Consider the following 17,131-nt stretch of genomic DNA (forward strand, 5'->3'; position numbering starts at 1 on the left):
GTTCGGCCGACTGTCTACTTACGCGGCGCCGGGGCACGATGACGGGGCAGGATCGCGCTGGCGAAGGCAGGCTACTGCTGGCTCAGCGTGAGCGACAGCAGGCGCGCCGTGATATCGACGATCGGTATCACGCGGTTGTACGCCATGCGGGTCGGGCCGATCACGCCGAGCGTGCCGACGATCTGCCCGTTCACCTCGTAAGGCGCGGTAACGACGCTCATTTCCTCGATCGGCACGAGCGTCGATTCGCCGCCGATGAAGATCTGCACGCCTTGGGCGTGGCTCGACACGTCGAGCAGTTGCAGGAGGCCCGTCTTTTGGTCGAATACGTCGAACAGCTTGCGCAGCCGCGCCATGTCGGAGGAAAGATCCGCCACTTCGAGCAGGTTGCGCTCACCGGAAATCAGCACGGTGTCCTCGGTATCGGGCACCTCGGTGCTGGCCGTCACGGCCGCATGCATCAGCGTGGTCATGTCGCCGCGCAACTGGTCGATCTCGTCGCGCAGGCGGCGGCGCACCTCGTCGAACGACAGTCCGGCGAAATGCGCATTGATGTAGTTGGATGCCTCGGTCAGTTGCGACGGCGAGTAATCGCGCGGCGTCGCGAGCATCCGGTTCTGCACGTCGCCCTCGGGCGTGACGATGATCAGCAGGATGCGCTTGTCCGACAGGCGCATGAACTCGATCTGCTTGAACACGTGGCTGCGGCGCGGCGTCAGCACGACGCCCGCGAACTGCGACAGGTTCGACAGCACGCTCGCGGCGGCCGCCACGACCCGCTGCTGCGGCTCGCCGGCCTGCAGCGTGTTCTGCACCTGCCGCGCGACGGCTTCGGCGTCGATCGGCGCCTCGACCGTCAGCATCGTGTCGACGAACAGCCGGTAGCCGCGCGGCGTCGGCACGCGGCCGGCCGACGTGTGCGGGCTCGACACGAGGCCGAGCTCCTCCAGGTCGGACATCACGTTGCGGATCGTCGCCGGGCTCAGCTCGAGCCCGGAGTAACGGGACAACGTGCGCGATCCGACTGGCTGACCGTCGGCGATATACCGTTCGATCAGGGTTTTCAGGAGGGTTCGTGCGCGAGGATCTAGCATGGTGGAAAATTTTAGCGCAACCGCGCGACCGCGGCGAGTGGCGCAGCCACCGATGCGCGGGCCGGCCCGATCCGGCCCCGCCTGCGCACAGCCGGTTCTTTTCGTCAACGAGCTATGGTGTAATGCCGGCATGAAAACCGGTAATCAGTTCAACACTGTCGCGCTCGTCGGCCGGAGCAACACGCCGAACATCGCCGAGCCGCTCGCCACGCTGGCCGCCTGCATCGCCAAGCGGGGCTTCGAGGTCGTCTTCGAAGCCGAGACCGCGCGCGAGATCGGCATCACCGGCTACCCGGCGCTGACCCCGGCCGAAATCGGGGCACGCGCCGACGTCGCGGTCGTGCTCGGCGGCGACGGGACGATGCTCGGCATCGGCCGTCAGCTCGCGCCGTACAAGACACCGCTGATCGGGATCAACCACGGGCGGCTCGGCTTCATCACCGATATCGCGGCGGCCGACATGCAGGCGCTCGTCCCGGTGATCCTGTCGGGCAAGTTCGAGCGCGAGGAGCGCGCGCTGCTCGAGGCCCGGATCATGCGCGACGGCGAACCGATCTACCATGCGATCGCCTTCAACGACGTCGTCGTGAACCGCAGCGGCTTCTCCGGGATGGTCGAGCTGCGCGCATCGGTCGACGGCCGGTACATGTACAACCAGCGTTCGGACGGCCTGATCGTCGCCACCCCGACCGGCTCGACCGCTTACGCGCTGTCGTCGGCCGGCCCGATCCTCCACCCGCAGCTGCAAGGCATCGTGCTCGTGCCGATCGCGCCGCACGCGCTGTCGAACCGGCCGATCGTGCTGCCCGACGATTCGAAAATCGCGATCCAGATCGTCGGCGGGCGCGACGTCAACGTGAACTTCGACATGCAGTCGTTCACCGCGCTCGAACTGAACGACACGATCGAGGTGCGCCGCTCGAAGCACACGGTGCCGTTCCTGCACCCGATCGGCTACAGCTACTACGCGACGCTGCGCAAGAAGCTGCACTGGAACGAACACGCCTCGAACGAAGACGACAAGGCGTCCTGACGCCACCCCGCCCGACACCATGCTCCGCCACCTCTCGATCCGCGACTTCGTCATCGTCGCCGCGCTCGATCTCGAATTCGACAGCGGCTTTTCCGTCTTTTCCGGCGAGACCGGCGCCGGTAAATCGATCCTGATCGACGCCCTCGCCCTCGCGCTCGGCGAACGTTCCGATGCAAGCGTCGTACGCACCGGCTGCGGCCGCGCCGACATCACCGCCGAATTCACGCCGCACGACCGCGTCGCGCGCTGGCTCGACGAACACGCGTTCGACACCGAGGACACCGTGATGCTGCGCCGCGTGATCGATGCGAACGGCCGGTCGCGCGCGTTCATCAACGGCACCAGCGCGACGCTCGCGCAACTGCGCGAACTCGGCGAAATGCTCGTCGACATCCACGGCCAGCATGCGCATCAGCTGCTGATGCGGCCCGACGCGCAGCGCGAGCTGTTCGATACCCACGCGGGACTCGTCGCGGATGCGGCGAACGTCGCGCGCGCATGGCGCGTGTGGCGCGACGCGACGCAGGCGATCGACGCAGCAAAAGCGCACGAGCGCGAGCTGCAGCTCGAACGCGAAAAGCTCGCCTGGCAGCTCGCCGAGCTCGACAAGCTCGCGCCGCAGCCCGGCGAATGGGACGAAGTCAGCAACGAGCACAAGCGCCTGTCGCATTCGGCGAACCTGATCGAAGGCGTGCGCGGCGCGCTCAACGCGCTGTCCGAGTCCGACGACGCGATGCTCGCGCAACTCGGCGCGATCGTGTCGAAGCTGCGCAGCCTCGCCGACTACGACACCACGCTCGGCGATGCGCTCGCGTCGCTCGAACCGGCCGAGATCCAGTTGCAGGAAGCCGTCTATTCGCTGTCGCACTATGCGCAGCGCGTCGATCTCGACCCCGAACGACTCGCGCAGGTCGAAACCCGCCTCGATGCGCTGCACTCGACCGCCCGCAAGTTCCGCTTGCCGCCCGACACGCTGCACGAAGAACACGCGGCACGCCGCGCGCAGCTCGCCGCACTGGATGCGGCGGCCGATCTCGGCGCACTCGAAGCGGTGCAGGCCAAGGCGCGGGAAGGCTATCTCGCCGATGCCAAACATCTGTCCAAGGCGCGCGCACAGGCCGCCAAGGCGCTCGGCACGGCCGTCACGGCCGGCATGCAGGAACTGTCGATGGCGGGCGGAAGCTTCGAAGTCGCGCTCATCCCGCTCGCCGATGGCGGCCCGCACGGGCTCGAGCAGGTCGAATTCCGGGTCGCCGGGCACCCCGGCGTGCCGCTGCGGCCGCTTGCGAAGGTTGCGTCGGGCGGCGAGCTCGCGCGGATCAGCCTCGCGCTCGCGGTGATCGCCAGCGCGGCCAGCCCGACGCCGACACTGATCTTCGACGAAGTCGATACGGGAATCGGCGGCGGCGTCGCCGAAGTGGTCGGCCGCCTGCTGCACCAGCTCGGGCGCGACCGCCAGGTGCTGTGTGTGACGCACCTGCCGCAGGTCGCCGCGCGCGGCGATCACCATTTCCAGGTCGCGAAGGGCGCCGACGAGCGCGGCGGCACGGTATCGACGGTCATTGCACTCGACCGCACCAACCGGATCGAGGAAGTCGCGCGCATGCTCGGCGGGATCGAGATCACGGCCACGACGCGCAAGCACGCGAAGGAAATGCTGGCGGCCTGACGCCGGCCATCCGTTATCCGTTCATCGAATGCAAAAAGACCGGCGCATGCGCCGGTCTTTTTTTAGGCATGGCGGCACAATCGCGTCCGCCCTGCCGCACCGCATCGAACGGTCGTTTCAACTATCCGTTTCAACCGCCCCGAACACACGGTTCCACAGCGCCGTCACGGCCGCCCGCTCGTCGGCCACCACGGCCGGATCGACCCGCGCCTTCTCCATCCCGTCGAGCCGCAGCTTGTGCTGCAGCTTCCGGTACTTGCGGTACGCCGCCCCGACGCGCTCGGCCTCGTCCTCGCCCATCAGCCCGAAGCGCGCGACCTCGCGCAGCAGCGCGATGTTGCCGGTATTGCGGATCAGCTCGGCGTCGCTCGACGCGTGCAGCAGCACCCAGTACTGGACGATGAACTCGATGTCGACCATCCCGCCGCGATCGTGCTTCAGGTCGAACAGCTCGGTCTGGTTCGGGTGGCCGGCAAACACCTTGCCGCGCATGTCGACGATTTCCTTCGCGAGTACGCCGCCGTCGCGCGGCGTCGTCAGCACCTGCTGGCGGATCGCCTCGAAGTCCGCGCCGATCTGCGCGTCGCCCGCGCTGTAGCGGGCGCGCGTCAGCGCCTGATGCTCCCAGACCCACGCGGTATTCGCGGCATCGCCCTCGCGCAACTGGTAGCGGCGGAACGCGTCGAGATCGGTGACGAGCAGCCCGGCCTCGCCGTTCGGCCGCAACCGCAAGTCGATGTCGAACAGCGCGCCCGCGCCGGTCGCCGTGGTGAGCCACGTGATGAGCCGCCGCGTGAAGGTCGTATAGACATCGGCCGAACGATCGTCCGCATCGTCATACAGGAAGATCAGGTCGAGATCCGATGCGTAGCCGAGTTCCTTGCCGCCCAGCTTGCCGTACGCGATCACCGCGAACTTCGGCACGTCGCGATGGCGCTTCGCGAGCTGCGACCAGACGACTTCGATCGTCACGTCGAGCACCGCGTCGGCCAGTTCGGACAGGCGGTCGCTCACGTGCTCGACCGACAGTTGCCCGGCCAGATCGATCAGCAGGATCCGGAACACTTCCGCGTGCTGTGCGTGCCGCAGCAGGTCCATCTGCTGCTCGGGGCCATCGGCCGCGGCGAGGCGCGCACGCAGTGCGTCCTTGAACGCGGGCCAGTCGAACGGGCTCGCGATCGCCTCGTCGTCGAGCAGCTCGTCGAGCAGTTGCGGGTGGCGGATCAGGTAGCCGCCGCCCCAGCGCGTCGCACCGAGCACCGACAGCACGCGGTCGAGCGCGGCCGGATATTCGGTCAGCAGCGCGAGGTAGACGCCGCGCCGGCTGACCGTCTCGAGCAGGTCGAACAGGCGCACGATCGTGTCGTCGCGGCGCGCGGCGTCGATGGTCGGCGCGGCCTCGAGCGCCCGCTGCGCGACGCTGTCGAAGCGCTGCCGGCTCTTCTCCGCCAGGCCCGTGTAGCGCGACGACTGCCAGATCGCGCGCAGCCGGGTAAGCACGGCGGCCGGATCGGTAAAGCCGAGGCCGTCGAGACGGGCGACCAGCGCGTCGTCCTCGCCGTCGTCGGCCAGCGCGCCGCTCCAGATCCACGCGGCCGCCGAGTCGTCGCCGCTCGCGCTGGGCGCGCCGCTCGCCTTGTCCGCAAAAATCTGGTCGAACTGCGCTTCGACGAACGTGCGGTGGCCGTCCAGCACCGTCATCAGCGCCGCATAGTCGGCAAAGCCCAGCGACGCGGCCAGCGCCGCGCGTTCGTCCAGCTCGACCGGCATCGCGTGCGTCTGCGCGTCGTTGCGGTACTGCAGCCGGTGCTCGAGCGTGCGCAGGAAGTTGTAGGCGTCGGTCAGGCCTGCGCGCACGTCCTCGCCGATCAGCCCGCGCGCCTGCGCATGGCGCAGCACCGCGAGCGTCGGCCGCACGCGGAATTCCGCATCCTGGCCGCCACGGATCAGCTGGAACACCTGCGCGCTGAATTCGATCTCGCGGATCCCGCCGCGCCCGAGCTTGATGTCGTCGGCCTTGTCGGGCCGCATCGACGCGCGGCGCGCGGCTTCCTGCCGGATCTGCTGGTGCAGCGAGCGGATCGCACCGATCACGCCGAAATCGAGATAGCGGCGGTACACGAACGGCTTGACGATCGACTCGAGCTGCGACTCCAGCCGCCGCGCCGCGTCGCTGTCGCCTTCCGACACGAGCCGCCCCTTGATCCATGCATAGCGCTCCCACTCGCGCCCCTGCACGTAGAAATATTCCTCGAGCATGCCGAGGCTGCAGACGAGCGGACCCGAATCGCCGTTCGGGCGCAGCCGCATGTCGACGCGAAACACGTAGCCGTCGGCCGTGACCTCGGACAGCACGCCGATCAGGCGCCGGCCGAGCCGCGTGAAGTATTCCTGCGTGGACAGCGGCGCGCGCGCGCCGCCGGTCGTCTCGCCGTCGTCCTCATAGACGAAGATCAGGTCGATGTCCGACGACACGTTCAGTTCGCGGCCGCCGAGCTTGCCCATCCCGACCACACCGAGCACGACGCGCTGGCCGTCGGCGCCGCGCGGCTCGCCGTACAGCGCCTCGAGCTCGGCCGACAGCAGCGCGAGCGAGCGCTGCACGGCCACTTCGGCGAGATCGGTCATCGCGCCCGTCACCTCGGCGACGTCCGCCAGCCCGCGCAGGTCGCGCTCCGCGACCGCGCCGAATGCCTCCGCACGCAACTGCCGCAGCGCGCGCTTCAGTTGCTCCTCGGTCGGCGCGGTGGTGCCGGCCGGCGTCGCGATCAGTTCGGTGAGGCGCGCGTCGAGCTGCGCGCGGCCGAGCGGCGCGGCGGCCCACGCGGCGACCTGGTCGGCCAGCGCGGGGCGCGCGGCCGCCGCGCGGGCCAGGTAACGGGAATAGGACGTGCAGATCAGGGCGGAAGCGTCGGTCATCGAGAAGCGGGCCTGGCGGAACGACCGGCCGGCACGGGAAGCGCATGCGCGCCCCGCCCCCGACCGGCCCATGAACTCGGCGCGGCATCGCGGGGCGCGCGTGCGCCCGTCGCGAAACCGCGCGCCGGAAAGCCCGTGCCGCGCTGCCGCAACGGCCGCCGGCACGAACCCGTGTGATACATTTCAACGTCAGTCTGCAAAACTACCATATCGCCGCCCGTCCGCCGCATGTCCGACCGTCAGGAATCCGCCGTAGCTGCGCCCGAAGCGGGACCTCCGAAGCACGATCATCCGGTCTTGCGTCGCGTGTTCAGGGTGACGCTGGCAGTCGGGATCGGCACCTACTTCGTCGCGTCCGGCGCGTTCCTCGGGCTGCGCTACGTCCTGCTGCCCCGCATCGACGAATTCCGCCCGCGCATCGAGCGCGCGGTGTCCGACAAGCTCCACGCGCAGCTTTCGATCGGCAAGCTTTCCCCGAACTGGTCCGGCATGCAGCCGGGCGTCGAACTCACGAACCTGACGATCCGCGGCCGCGACGGCAAGGTCGCGCTGTCGGTGCCGCATGCGACGGCCGCGCTGTCGTGGATGTCGCTGCTGCGGCTGTCGCCCGCGCTGTCGAGCCTGATCGTCGACCAGCCCGACCTCGTGGTCGCGCGTGCGGCCGACGGCTCGCTGAGCATCGCGGGCGTCGGCGTGGCGACCACCCACGGCGGCAACGACACGTTCGGCACGTGGCTGCTGAAGCAGGAGGCGATCGTGCTGCGCGGCGGCACGCTGCGCTGGCGCGACGCGCAACATGACGCGCCGGAGCTCGTGCTGTCGGGCATCCGGCTCGCGGTGCTCAACAATGGCCGCGTGCACAAAGCCGCGCTGCAGGCGCCCGCGAACGGCACGCTGCTGCTCGGCCCGCTCGATTTCCGCGCGCGCTTCAGGCACAAGCCGCTCGCGCCGGTCGGCAAGCCGTCGAACTGGACGGGCGACGCGTACCTGTCGACGGGCCCCGTCGACCTGCAGACGCTGGCGCGCTACCTCGACATGCCGCTCACGATCCACGCGGGCCGGATCGACAACGCGATCTGGGCCACCTTCAGCGACGGCCACCTGCATTCGGCAGGCGGCGACCTGCAAGGCGCGGACGTCGCGCTGCGCGTGCGTCCGACGCAGCCGCGGCTCGACGTGCCGACGGTCGGCTTCGGCTGGGACATGCAGCTCGATGCCGGGCACGACTACACGCTGCACCTGACGCGCTTCAACGCGGAGCTCGGCCAGCCGCCGCTGCCGGACGGCACGCCGCTCGCCCGCTCGCTCGCGCTGTCGACGCTGACGGCCCGCTACCGCGTGCCGACCGCCAGCCAGGGGCAGTTGCTGAGCGTCGTCGGCGATCGCGTCGATCTCGGCATCCTCAGCGAGTTCATCCGCGGTCTGCCACTGCCGGCACGCCTGCGCAACGAGCTGATCAAGATCGACCCGCGCGGGATGGTGTCGAACTATCACATCGAGGTCGAACGCGCGAAGCCCGCGCGGGCCGACCTCGCCGACGAGGAGCGGCGCACGGGCGCCGCACCGATCGTCCGCTACCGTTTCCTCGGCGATCTCCAGGGCATCAGCTTCGCCGCGCAGGAACCGCCGCCCGGCCTGTCGCCGCGCGGCCACCCGCGCGCCGGCTGGCCAGGCATCGAGAATCTGTGGGGCCGCGTCGATGCGACCGAGACAGGCGGCAGCGCGCATTTCGATACGGTCAACGCGGCCGTCACGGTACCCGGCGAATTCGACGAGCCGCGCCTGACGTTCGACCGGTTGCGCGGCAACGCCCGATGGGTGATCACACCGGCGGCGGGCGACAAGCACGCGCGCGTCGACGTGACGCTGCCCGACCTGCTCGTCTCGAACCCCGACGCCGAAATCGCGGTGTCCGGCTCGTACACGAACCCCGGCCACGGCCGCGGCTCGCTCGACCTGCGCGCCGATTTCGCCCGCGCATCGGTGGCGCGCATTCCGCGCTACCTGCCGACCGGGATGTCCGAACACCTGCGCGACTATCTCGGCCACGCGCTGCAGGACGGCCAGGTGACCAAGGGCGCGTCGATCGTCGCGCGCGGCCCGCTCGAAAAATTCCCGTTCGAACACGAGCCGGACGCCGGCGTGTTCCACATCGTCGCGCCGTTCACCGGCGGCCGTTTCGAGCCGACGCCGTACCCGCCGCGCAAGCTCGCGAACGGCACGCCGAGCGTCTGGCCGGCGCTCGACGGGATCGACGGCGTGTTCGAGCTGGCGCAGAACAAGCTGCGCTTCGACATCCACCGCGCGCACTACAAGCGCGTCGCGCTGACGAAGGTCGCGGGCCGCATCGACGATCTCGGCAATCCGACCCACTCGCCGCTGATCATCGACGGCCATGCGCAGGGCCCGCTCGCCGACCTGATCGACTACGCGGACAACAGCTCGCTCGGCACGATGAGCAACCATATCGGCCAGCGGATCGATGCGCAGGGGCCCGCGTCGCTCGCGCTCAAGATCACGATTCCGCAGCACGTCGCGCATCCGCACACGCACGTCGAAGGCGCGCTCGCGTTCGGCGGCAATACGCTGACGGCCAGTGGCGTGCCGCCGCTGTCGGCGCTGCGAGGCAGCGTCCGGTTCACCGAGGCCGGCGCGTCGCTGCACGACCTGTCGGGACGCTTCCTCGGCGGCCCGGTGCGCGCGAACGGTAACTTCCAGTCGCACGGCCCGTACACGGTGGACGTGGACGGCCGGCTCGCGCTCGACGCCGCGCGCGGCCTGAACCTGCACGGCCCGGCCGCCGCGCTGCTCGAGCACGTGGTCGGCGACGCGCCCTACAAGGTCGCGGTGCGCGGTGCGCCGGGCCGCCTGCCCGACATCAGCGCGCATTCCGACCTGACCGGCGTCGCTCTGCAGTTCCCGGCGCCGTTCGCGAAGGCAGCCGGCACGCCGATGCCGTTCAGCTTCACGCTACAGCCGGCGCCGCAGGCGGACGGCAAGCGCCTCGAACACGCCGACCTGACGCTCGGCCCCGTGTCCGCGACCTACCTGCTCGACGCGACGCGCGGCCAGCCGCTGCGCGCGGTGCGCGGCGCGATGGGCATCCACCGGATGCCCGACATGCCGCAGGACGGCGTGAGCGCGGCCGTCGACGTCAACGAACTGGACGCCGATGCGTGGCTCGCGCTGGCCCATACGCTGAAACCCGACACGCCGCGCGCGCCGGAGCCGCAGGCTGCGCCGCGCGTCGATTTCGCGAGCTTCGTGCCGAAGCGCTTCGCGTTCCATTTCGGCACGCTGAAGCTGCTCAAGCGCAACTGGGAAAACGTGATCGTCGGCGCGTCGCACATCGACGAGCTCTGGCAGGCGAACATCGCGTCGAACCAGGTGTCGGGCTACCTGTCGTGGGCGCCGGGCGGCGGCCACAACGGCGCGGGCGTGCTGAACGCGCGGCTCGCGAAGCTCGTGGTCCCGGACAGCGCGCAGCACGATCTCGTCGGCCGCGCGATGAACCTGCCGACGCCGACCGACCGTCCGATGCCGTCGATCGACCTGATCGTCGACCAGGTCGTCGCGCGCAACCACGACATCGGCCGCCTCGTCGTCAACGCGCGCAATATCGACGAAGCCGGCACGCCGGTCTGGCAGCTCGACAAGCTGGAGCTGTCGAACCCGGCCGCGAAGCTGACGGCGACCGGCAACTGGCGCACGTCACGCCGTGCGCTTGCCCGCGGCGCCGACGAAAACGACGCGCCGCGCCGCACGGTGTTCGACTTCAAGCTCGACATCGACAACGCGGGCGCACTGCTCGACCGCGTCGGCCTGCCCCGCACGCTTGCCGACGGCCATGGCACGGTCACGGGCAAGGTCGGCTGGCGCGGCGGCCCGACCGCACTCGACTTCCCGTCGCTCGGCGGCCAGATTGCGCTCGATCTCGAACACGGCCAGATCCTGAAGGTCGATCCGGGTGCGGCGAAACTCCTCGGCGTGCTGAGCCTGCAGAGCCTCGCGCGCTTCCTGACGCTGAATTTCCGCGACGTGATCGGCAAGGGGCTGCCGTTCGACAAGATCACCGGTACCGGCCAGATCTCGAACGGGATTGCCCGCACCGACGACTTTTCGATGATGACGGGGCCCGCGAACGTCACCGTGCGCGGCGCGGTCGATCTCGGCACCGAGACGCAGGACCTGCATGCGCACGTCGCGCCGAAAATCAGCGCGGGCGCAGCCGCGATCGGGGCGGCCATCATCAACCCGCTGCTCGGCGTCGGCGTGCTGGCCGCGAACTATGCGCTGTCGGAGACGCTGTCGCGCGCGTTCGCGCTCGACTACGCAATCACCGGCTCGTGGGCGCACCCGCACATCGAGCGGGTGCAAGGCGATCAGGGTAAGATGAATCACGGTCCGGCCGATGCGGCGAACCATTGAGCCGCGCGCCGAACCGCGCACGGTACCGGGCCGCACCCCATTTTTATGACGCAACCGATCCAGCGATGACCGACCCTACCCGTTCCGCCACGTCCTTCCAGGTCGCCGCGCTGCAGATGGTGAGCACGCCGGACGTCACGCGCAATCTCGCCGAAGCCCGCCGCCTGATCGCGGAAGCTGCTGGCGAAGGCGCGCAGCTCGTGCTGCTGCCCGAGTATTTCTGCTTCATGGGGCACCGCGACACCGACAAGCTCGCGCTCGCCGAACCCTACCGGGACGGCCCGATCCAGCACTTCCTCGCGGACGCCGCGCGTCGCCACGGCATCTGGGTGATCGGCGGCACGCTGCCGCTGAAGGCGCCGGAGCCCGATCGCGTGCTGAACACGACGCTCGTGTTCGATCCGTCCGGCAACGAAGCCGCGCGCTACGACAAGATCCACCTATTCAACTTCGAAAAAGGCGACGAGTCGTTCGACGAGGCCCGCACGATCCGCGCGGGCGATACGGTCGTCGCGTTCGATGCGCCGTTCGGGCGGGTCGGCCTGTCGGTCTGTTACGATCTCCGCTTTCCGGAGCTGTATCGCAGGATGGGCGACTGCGCGCTGATCGTCGTACCGTCGGCGTTTACGTATACGACGGGCCGCGCGCACTGGGAAATGCTGCTGCGCGCGCGGGCCGTCGAAAACCAGTGCTACGTGCTCGCGGCCGCGCAAGGCGGCAAGCACGAGAACGGCCGGCGCACCTGGGGCCACAGCATGCTGATCGACCCGTGGGGCGAGATCGTCGCGGTTCGCGACGTGGGCGCCAGCGTCGTGCTCGGCGCGATCGATCCGCAGCGCATCACCGACGTGCGCCAGAGCCTGCCCGCGTGGCGGCACCGCGTGCTGACCTGAATCCCCCGCGCCGCTTGAAACGCCGCACGGCCAACCCATCTGCCCAGAAGCACCCGACAACTTTTTGAGAAACCCCGATATCCGCATGAACATCATCGAACCCGGCATCCGCAACCTCGCGCTGGCGAAGGACATCCTGCTCACGCCGTATGGCCTCGACGAAAGCCTGCTCACGCGCACGATCGCCGACATCTTCACGCATCGCGTCGACTACGCGGACCTGTACTTCCAGGCGACCCGCAGCGAAGCGTGGAGCCTCGAGGAAGGCATCGTCAAATCGGGCAGCTTCAGCATCGACCAGGGCGTCGGCGTGCGCGCGGTCGCGGGCGACCGCACCGCATTCGCGTACTCGGACGACCTGTCGCCGGAAGCGATCGCACAAGCCGCGGCGGCCACCAAGGCGATCGCGGCGGCCGGCGGCGGCCGCCAGAAAATCAAGGCGGCCACGTCGCTGAAGGGCATCTCGGGCCGCGACCTGTACCTGCCGTCCGATCCGCTCGCGTCGCTCGACGCGACGGCCAAGGTCAAGCTGCTCGAGCGCATCGAACAGATGGCGCGCGGCCGCGACCCGCGCATCACGCAGGTGATGGCAGGCCTCGCCGGCGAATACGACGTCGTGCTGGTCGCGCGCAGCGACGGCGCGCTCGCGGCCGACATCCGCCCGCTCGTGCGCGTGTCGGTCACGGTGATCGCCGAGCAGAACGGCCGCCGCGAGATCGGCTCCGGCGGCGGCGGCGGCCGCTTCGACTACGGCTACTTCACCGACGAAGTGCTGTCGCGCTACGTCGACGACGCCGTGCATGCGGCGCTCGTCAACCTCGACGCCCGTCCCGCGCCGGCCGGTGCGATGACGGTCGTGCTCGGGCCGGGCTGGCCGGGCGTGCTGCTGCACGAGGCGATCGGCCACGGTCTCGAGGGCGACTTCAACCGCAAGGGTTCGTCGGCATTCGCGGGCCGGATCGGCGAGCGGGTCGCCGCGAAGGGCGTGACCGTCGTCGACGACGGCACGCTGCCGAACCGCCGCGGCTCGCTGAACATCGACGACGAAGGCAACCCGACGCAGTGCACGACGCTGATCGAGGACGGCATCCTGAAGGGCTACATCCAGGACACGCTGAACGCGCGCCTGATGAAGATGCCGGTCACGGGCAACGCGCGGCGCGAGTCGTACGCGGCGCTGCCGATGCCGCGCATGACCAACACGTACATGCTGAACGGCGACAAGGATCCGCAGGAAATCATCGCGTCGGTGAAGAACGGCCTGTACGCGGTGAACTTCGGCGGCGGCCAGGTCGACATCACGAACGGCAAGTTCGTGTTCTCGGCGTCCGAGGCGTACATGATCGAGAACGGCAAGATCACCTACCCGGTGAAGGGCGCGACGCTGATCGGCAGCGGCCCCGAATCGCTGAAGGACGTGAGCATGATCGGCAACGACATGTCGCTCGACTCGGGTGTCGGCGTGTGCGGCAAGGAAGGCCAGAGCGTACCGGTCGGCGTCGGCCAGCCGACCCTGCGGATCGACAGGATGACGGTCGGCGGTACGGCATAACCGCATCGCGGCGCAGACATTCCGCGCATTTTGAAGAAAACGCGCGGAATGTCCGCATTTTCGACGTTCCCCGGTTGCCAGCCGCCCGGCGACGGGGTATAAATTCCGAATCAACTTTTTTGACGAACCGAATCTCCGTCATGTCCGCCAAGTTTTACTTTTACTTTTTTTGGTATCTCAGACCGCTGGCGGATCGAGAGGGTTGATGGCGCGTAAAGCGCAACCGAAATTCCCGAAAAAACCGCCGGCGAACCCGGCGGTTTTTTTTCGCCCTTCGCCACCCGGTCGCCGCCGCAGCGGTCCCGCGGCCCCGACCGAAACCACTGAATCGCTTGAATTGATGAATCTGCCGCACGCGCACTGACCGAACGGCGCCCGGAACCAAGGAGAAACAGCATGCCCCCGCACAACACCGACGACGTCCGCATTCGTGAACTCAAGGAACTCACGCCGCCCGCCCACCTGATTCGCGAATTCGCGTGTTCCGAAGCCGCGTCCGAGCTGATCTACAACTCGCGCCAGTCGATGCACCGCATCCTGCACGGGATGGACGACCGGCTGATCGTCGTGATCGGGCCGTGCTCGATCCACGACACGAAGGCGGCGATCGAGTACGCGGGGCGGCTGGCGAAGGAGCGCGAGCGCTTCAAGGGCGAACTGGAAATCGTGATGCGCGTGTACTTCGAAAAGCCGCGCACGACGGTCGGCTGGAAGGGCCTCATCAACGATCCGCACCTCGACAACAGCTTCAAGATCAACGAAGGGTTACGCACCGCGCGCGAGCTGCTGCTGCAGATCAACGAAATGGGGCTGCCGGCCGCGACCGAATACCTCGACATGATCAGCCCGCAGTACATCGCCGACCTGATCTCGTGGGGCGCGATCGGCGCACGCACCACCGAGTCGCAGGTGCACCGCGAACTCGCGTCGGGGCTGTCGTGCCCGGTCGGCTTCAAGAACGGCACCGACGGCAACGTGAAGATCGCGGTCGACGCGATCAAGGCCGCGTCGCAGCCGCACCATTTCCTGTCGGTGACGAAGGGCGGCCATTCGGCGATCGTGTCGACCGCCGGCAACGAGGACTGCCACGTGATCCTGCGCGGCGGCAAGACGCCGAACTACGACGCGGACAGCGTGAACGCCGCCTGCGCGGACATCGGCAAGGCCGGCCTCGCCGCACGCCTGATGATCGACGCGAGCCACGCGAACAGCTCGAAGAAACACGAGAACCAGATCCCCGTGTGCGCGGACATCGGCCGCCAGGTCGCGGCCGGCGACGCCCGCATCATCGGCGTGATGATCGAGTCGCACCTCGTCGAGGGCCGCCAGGATCTGAAGGAAGGCTGCGAACTGACCTACGGCCAGAGCATCACCGATGCGTGCATCGCGTGGGACGACAGCGTGAAGGTGCTCGAAGGTCTCGCGGAATCGGTCAAGGCACGCCGCGTCACGCGCGGCAGCGGGAACTGATCGCACACTGAGACAGGCTGACCGCATGGCCCCGCCTGACGGCGGGTTGGCCATGCGGTCAGCCTGCGGTCGTCGTTTCGCTCTGCCAGACTAGCTAACATCATCTAGCTAACCAGGGAGGGTGACCATGCCGACCGTCAACATGCACGATGCCAAATCGCGGCTCTCAAGCCTCGTTGAAGCGCTTGAACTGTGGGGCGCGAATCCGAAGTCGTGATCGCCCGAAATGGTCATCCGGTTGCCCGGATCGTTCCTTATACTGCGCCAAAGCGGATCGGCGCAGCCCGTCAGTTGCTTGCCGGGCTGAACATCCCGACAACCGTCGAGGCATTCAATGCCGGCGATGAATCGATCGCTGCAGACTTCGATGCCAGCTCGGAACACAGGCTCGCACCGTGAAGCTGCTGCTCGATACGCACATCGCGCTCTGGGCAGCCGAAGGCGCGCCTCACCTTTCGGCGACCGCGACCGCATTGATCGAACATCCCGAAAACACGCTGTACGTCAGCGCCGCGTCCATCTGGGAAATCGCGATCAAGTATCGCAAAGGCAATCTGCCCGTCCATCCGCGCGATGCGCGTTCGGCGTTCCGGCTCGCTGGTTTTGCGGAATTGCCGATCAGCAGCGATCACATCGAAGGGGTCGCCGCATTGCCTGATTTTCCGGATCATGCCGATCCGTTCGACCGCGTGATGGTCGCGCAGGCCCTCCATGAAGGCATGCCGCTCGTCAGTGCCGATCCCAAGGTGTGGCGCTATCACGCCACGCTGATGCTGCGTGCCTGACGCGCTGCCTGCCACAAAATCAAAGCCCGGCTCGCGCCGGGCTTTTTCATTGGTCGCAGACCTTGCGGGTACGCGTCACTCGAGCGCGCCCGAACCGAAGATTTCGGTGTTCACGCGCTCCGACGCCACACCGAGTGCGATCAGCGCGTCACGCTGCGCCTTCATGAACGCGATCGGGCCGCAGATGTAGTAGTCGGCATCCGGCACCAGCGCGAATTCCTTCACGCGCTCCAGCGTGAGACGGCCTTCGAGGTCGTAGTCGACGCCGACGCGATCGTTCGGGCCGACCTGCTCGTACAGCACCGTGCGCTTCACGTTCGCATTCGCCCGCACCGTGTCGTTCAGCCAGTCGCGGAACGCGTGCACCGCGCCCGAACGGCACGCATGGACGAACCGCACGTCGCGCTTGCTGCCTTCCGCGACCAGCGTCGACGCCATCGACATCATCGGCGTGATGCCGACGCCGCCCGAGATCAGCACGACCGGCGTCTCGACGCCACGCTTCAGCGAGAATTCGCCCATCGGCGCGGTCACCTCGACGATCGCACCCTCCTCGACGCCGTCGTGCATCAGCGTCGACACCTTGCCGGCCGGAATGACTTCCGGCTTGCCGGCTTCGCGCTTCACCGAGATGCGCAGCCACTTGCCGTTCGGCGCGTCGGACAGGCTGTACTGGCGCGGCTGGTCAACGCCGAGGTCGCCGACGAAGCGCTTCACCGTGATGTACTGGCCCGGTTCGAACGTCGGTGCCGCGCCGCCGTCCGCCGGCGTCAGGTAGAACGACGTGATCTCGTCGCTCTCGCGCACCTTGCGCTCGACCTTGAACGGGCGGAACCCGCTCCATGCGGCGCCTGCATACAGGTCGGCCTCGGCGCCGATCAGGATCTGAGCGAGCTGGCCGTACGCGACGCGCCATGCTTCGAGCGTGTCGGCGTCGACTGCATCGCCGAGCACCTCGACGATCGACGCGAGCAGGTTCTCGCCGACGATCGGGTAATGCTCGGGGCGGATGTTCAGGCTCGCGTGCTTGTGCGCAATGTGCGACACGGCGCCGCCCAGCGCGCCGAGGTTGTCGATGTTCGCCGCATACGCATAGACGGCCTTCGCGAGCGTCTCCGGCTGGCTGCCGGTCTTCTGGTGCGTCTGGTTGAACAGGTTCTTCAGTTCCGGATGGCGCGCGAACATGCGCTGGTAGAAGTGCTTCGTGATCGTCGCACCGTGCACGGCGAGGACAGGGGCAGTGGCCTTCACGCGAGCCATCTGGTCAGCGGTAATGGGGGTCATGTTC

General features: G+C 68.3%; 11 protein-coding genes and 1 pseudogene. 8 read left to right on the forward strand and 4 right to left on the reverse strand.

Annotated elements, in window-relative coordinates:
- Positions 1-71 precede the first annotated feature (71 nt).
- Positions 72-1,094: a heat-inducible transcriptional repressor HrcA gene (hrcA, locus tag QZM67_RS19140; RefSeq protein WP_011544637.1), complete on the reverse strand. Its 1,023-nt coding sequence runs from the start codon at positions 1,092-1,094 to the stop codon at positions 72-74.
- Positions 1,095-1,224: 130 nt separating this feature from the next.
- Between hrcA and QZM67_RS19145 the strand changes: the two genes are divergently transcribed.
- Positions 1,225-2,127, forward strand: a complete 903-nt coding sequence (locus QZM67_RS19145; protein WP_043189549.1) for an NAD kinase — start codon at positions 1,225-1,227, stop codon at positions 2,125-2,127.
- 19 nt (positions 2,128-2,146) lie between these two features.
- Entirely contained in the window at positions 2,147-3,796 is a 1,650-nt protein-coding gene (gene recN, locus QZM67_RS19150) for a DNA repair protein RecN (RefSeq protein WP_301805817.1), read from the forward strand.
- A 117-nt stretch (positions 3,797-3,913) separates the two neighbouring features.
- On the opposite strand, the gene glnE is transcribed toward recN, so the two are convergent.
- Complete coding sequence (glnE, locus tag QZM67_RS19155; RefSeq protein WP_301805820.1) at positions 3,914-6,715, reverse strand: bifunctional [glutamate--ammonia ligase]-adenylyl-L-tyrosine phosphorylase/[glutamate--ammonia-ligase] adenylyltransferase; 2,802 nt, start codon at positions 6,713-6,715, stop codon at positions 3,914-3,916.
- Positions 6,716-6,943: 228 nt separating this feature from the next.
- On the opposite strand from glnE, the gene QZM67_RS19160 reads away from it, so the two are divergent.
- The 3 genes from QZM67_RS19160 to tldD all read left to right on the forward strand — a co-directional run bounded on the left by QZM67_RS19160 (position 6,944) and on the right by tldD (position 13,588).
- Complete coding sequence (locus tag QZM67_RS19160; RefSeq protein ID WP_301805823.1) at positions 6,944-11,143, forward strand: YhdP family protein; 4,200 nt, start codon at positions 6,944-6,946, stop codon at positions 11,141-11,143.
- A gap of 65 nt (positions 11,144-11,208) precedes the next feature.
- A complete protein-coding gene (locus QZM67_RS19165) occupies positions 11,209-12,036 on the forward strand; it encodes a carbon-nitrogen hydrolase family protein (protein ID WP_301805826.1) in 828 nt (275 codons plus the stop codon).
- 85 nt (positions 12,037-12,121) lie between these two features.
- The gene (gene tldD / locus QZM67_RS19170) at positions 12,122-13,588 is read left to right on the forward strand and encodes a metalloprotease TldD (RefSeq protein WP_059236024.1); all 1,467 of its coding nucleotides are present in this window, start codon (positions 12,122-12,124) and stop codon (positions 13,586-13,588) included.
- A 110-nt stretch (positions 13,589-13,698) separates the two neighbouring features.
- On the opposite strand, the gene QZM67_RS19175 is transcribed toward tldD, so the two are convergent.
- Positions 13,699-13,986, reverse strand: coding sequence for a hypothetical protein (locus QZM67_RS19175; protein ID WP_175026518.1), 288 nt, complete (start codon positions 13,984-13,986; stop codon positions 13,699-13,701).
- Between QZM67_RS19175 and aroG the strand changes: the two genes are divergently transcribed.
- The 3 genes and pseudogenes from aroG to QZM67_RS19190 all read left to right on the forward strand — a co-directional run bounded on the left by aroG (position 13,985) and on the right by QZM67_RS19190 (position 15,843).
- Entirely contained in the window at positions 13,985-15,058 is a 1,074-nt protein-coding gene (aroG, locus tag QZM67_RS19180; RefSeq protein ID WP_301805835.1) for a 3-deoxy-7-phosphoheptulonate synthase AroG, read from the forward strand. The two genes, QZM67_RS19175 and aroG, sit on opposite strands and share 2 nt — an antisense overlap.
- Before the next feature lie 127 nt (positions 15,059-15,185).
- Positions 15,186-15,457 (forward strand): annotated as a pseudogene (locus QZM67_RS19185) (type II toxin-antitoxin system Phd/YefM family antitoxin).
- Positions 15,454-15,843, forward strand: a complete 390-nt coding sequence (locus tag QZM67_RS19190; protein WP_301805838.1) for a type II toxin-antitoxin system VapC family toxin — start codon at positions 15,454-15,456, stop codon at positions 15,841-15,843. Before QZM67_RS19185 ends, QZM67_RS19190 begins: the two are co-directional and overlap by 4 nt.
- Positions 15,844-15,918: 75 nt before the next feature.
- Here QZM67_RS19190 and hmpA read toward each other — a convergent pair whose 3' ends face one another.
- Positions 15,919-17,127: an NO-inducible flavohemoprotein gene (gene hmpA / locus QZM67_RS19195; RefSeq protein WP_301805840.1), complete on the reverse strand. Its 1,209-nt coding sequence runs from the start codon at positions 17,125-17,127 to the stop codon at positions 15,919-15,921.
- Positions 17,128-17,131: the final 4 nt, after the last annotated feature.

Origin of the sequence: Burkholderia sp. AU45251 (assembly GCF_030482905.1) — a bacterium.
Classification (GTDB): domain Bacteria; phylum Pseudomonadota; class Gammaproteobacteria; order Burkholderiales; family Burkholderiaceae; genus Burkholderia; species Burkholderia aenigmatica.

Coding starts and splice junctions, on each gene's coding strand:
- recN (WP_301805817.1), top strand. CDS start 2,147: ATGCTCCGCCACCTCTCGATCCGCGACTTCGTCATCGTCGCCGCGCTC.
- QZM67_RS19175 (WP_175026518.1), bottom strand. CDS start 13,986: ATGCTGTTTCTCCTTGGTTCCGGGCGCCGTTCGGTCAGTGCGCGTGCG.
- tldD (WP_059236024.1), top strand. CDS start 12,122: ATGAACATCATCGAACCCGGCATCCGCAACCTCGCGCTGGCGAAGGAC.
- hrcA (WP_011544637.1), bottom strand. CDS start 1,094: ATGCTAGATCCTCGCGCACGAACCCTCCTGAAAACCCTGATCGAACGG.
- hmpA (WP_301805840.1), bottom strand. CDS start 17,127: ATGACCCCCATTACCGCTGACCAGATGGCTCGCGTGAAGGCCACTGCC.
- QZM67_RS19160 (WP_301805823.1), top strand. CDS start 6,944: ATGTCCGACCGTCAGGAATCCGCCGTAGCTGCGCCCGAAGCGGGACCT.
- aroG (WP_301805835.1), top strand. CDS start 13,985: ATGCCCCCGCACAACACCGACGACGTCCGCATTCGTGAACTCAAGGAA.
- QZM67_RS19165 (WP_301805826.1), top strand. CDS start 11,209: ATGACCGACCCTACCCGTTCCGCCACGTCCTTCCAGGTCGCCGCGCTG.
- glnE (WP_301805820.1), bottom strand. CDS start 6,715: ATGACCGACGCTTCCGCCCTGATCTGCACGTCCTATTCCCGTTACCTG.
- QZM67_RS19145 (WP_043189549.1), top strand. CDS start 1,225: ATGAAAACCGGTAATCAGTTCAACACTGTCGCGCTCGTCGGCCGGAGC.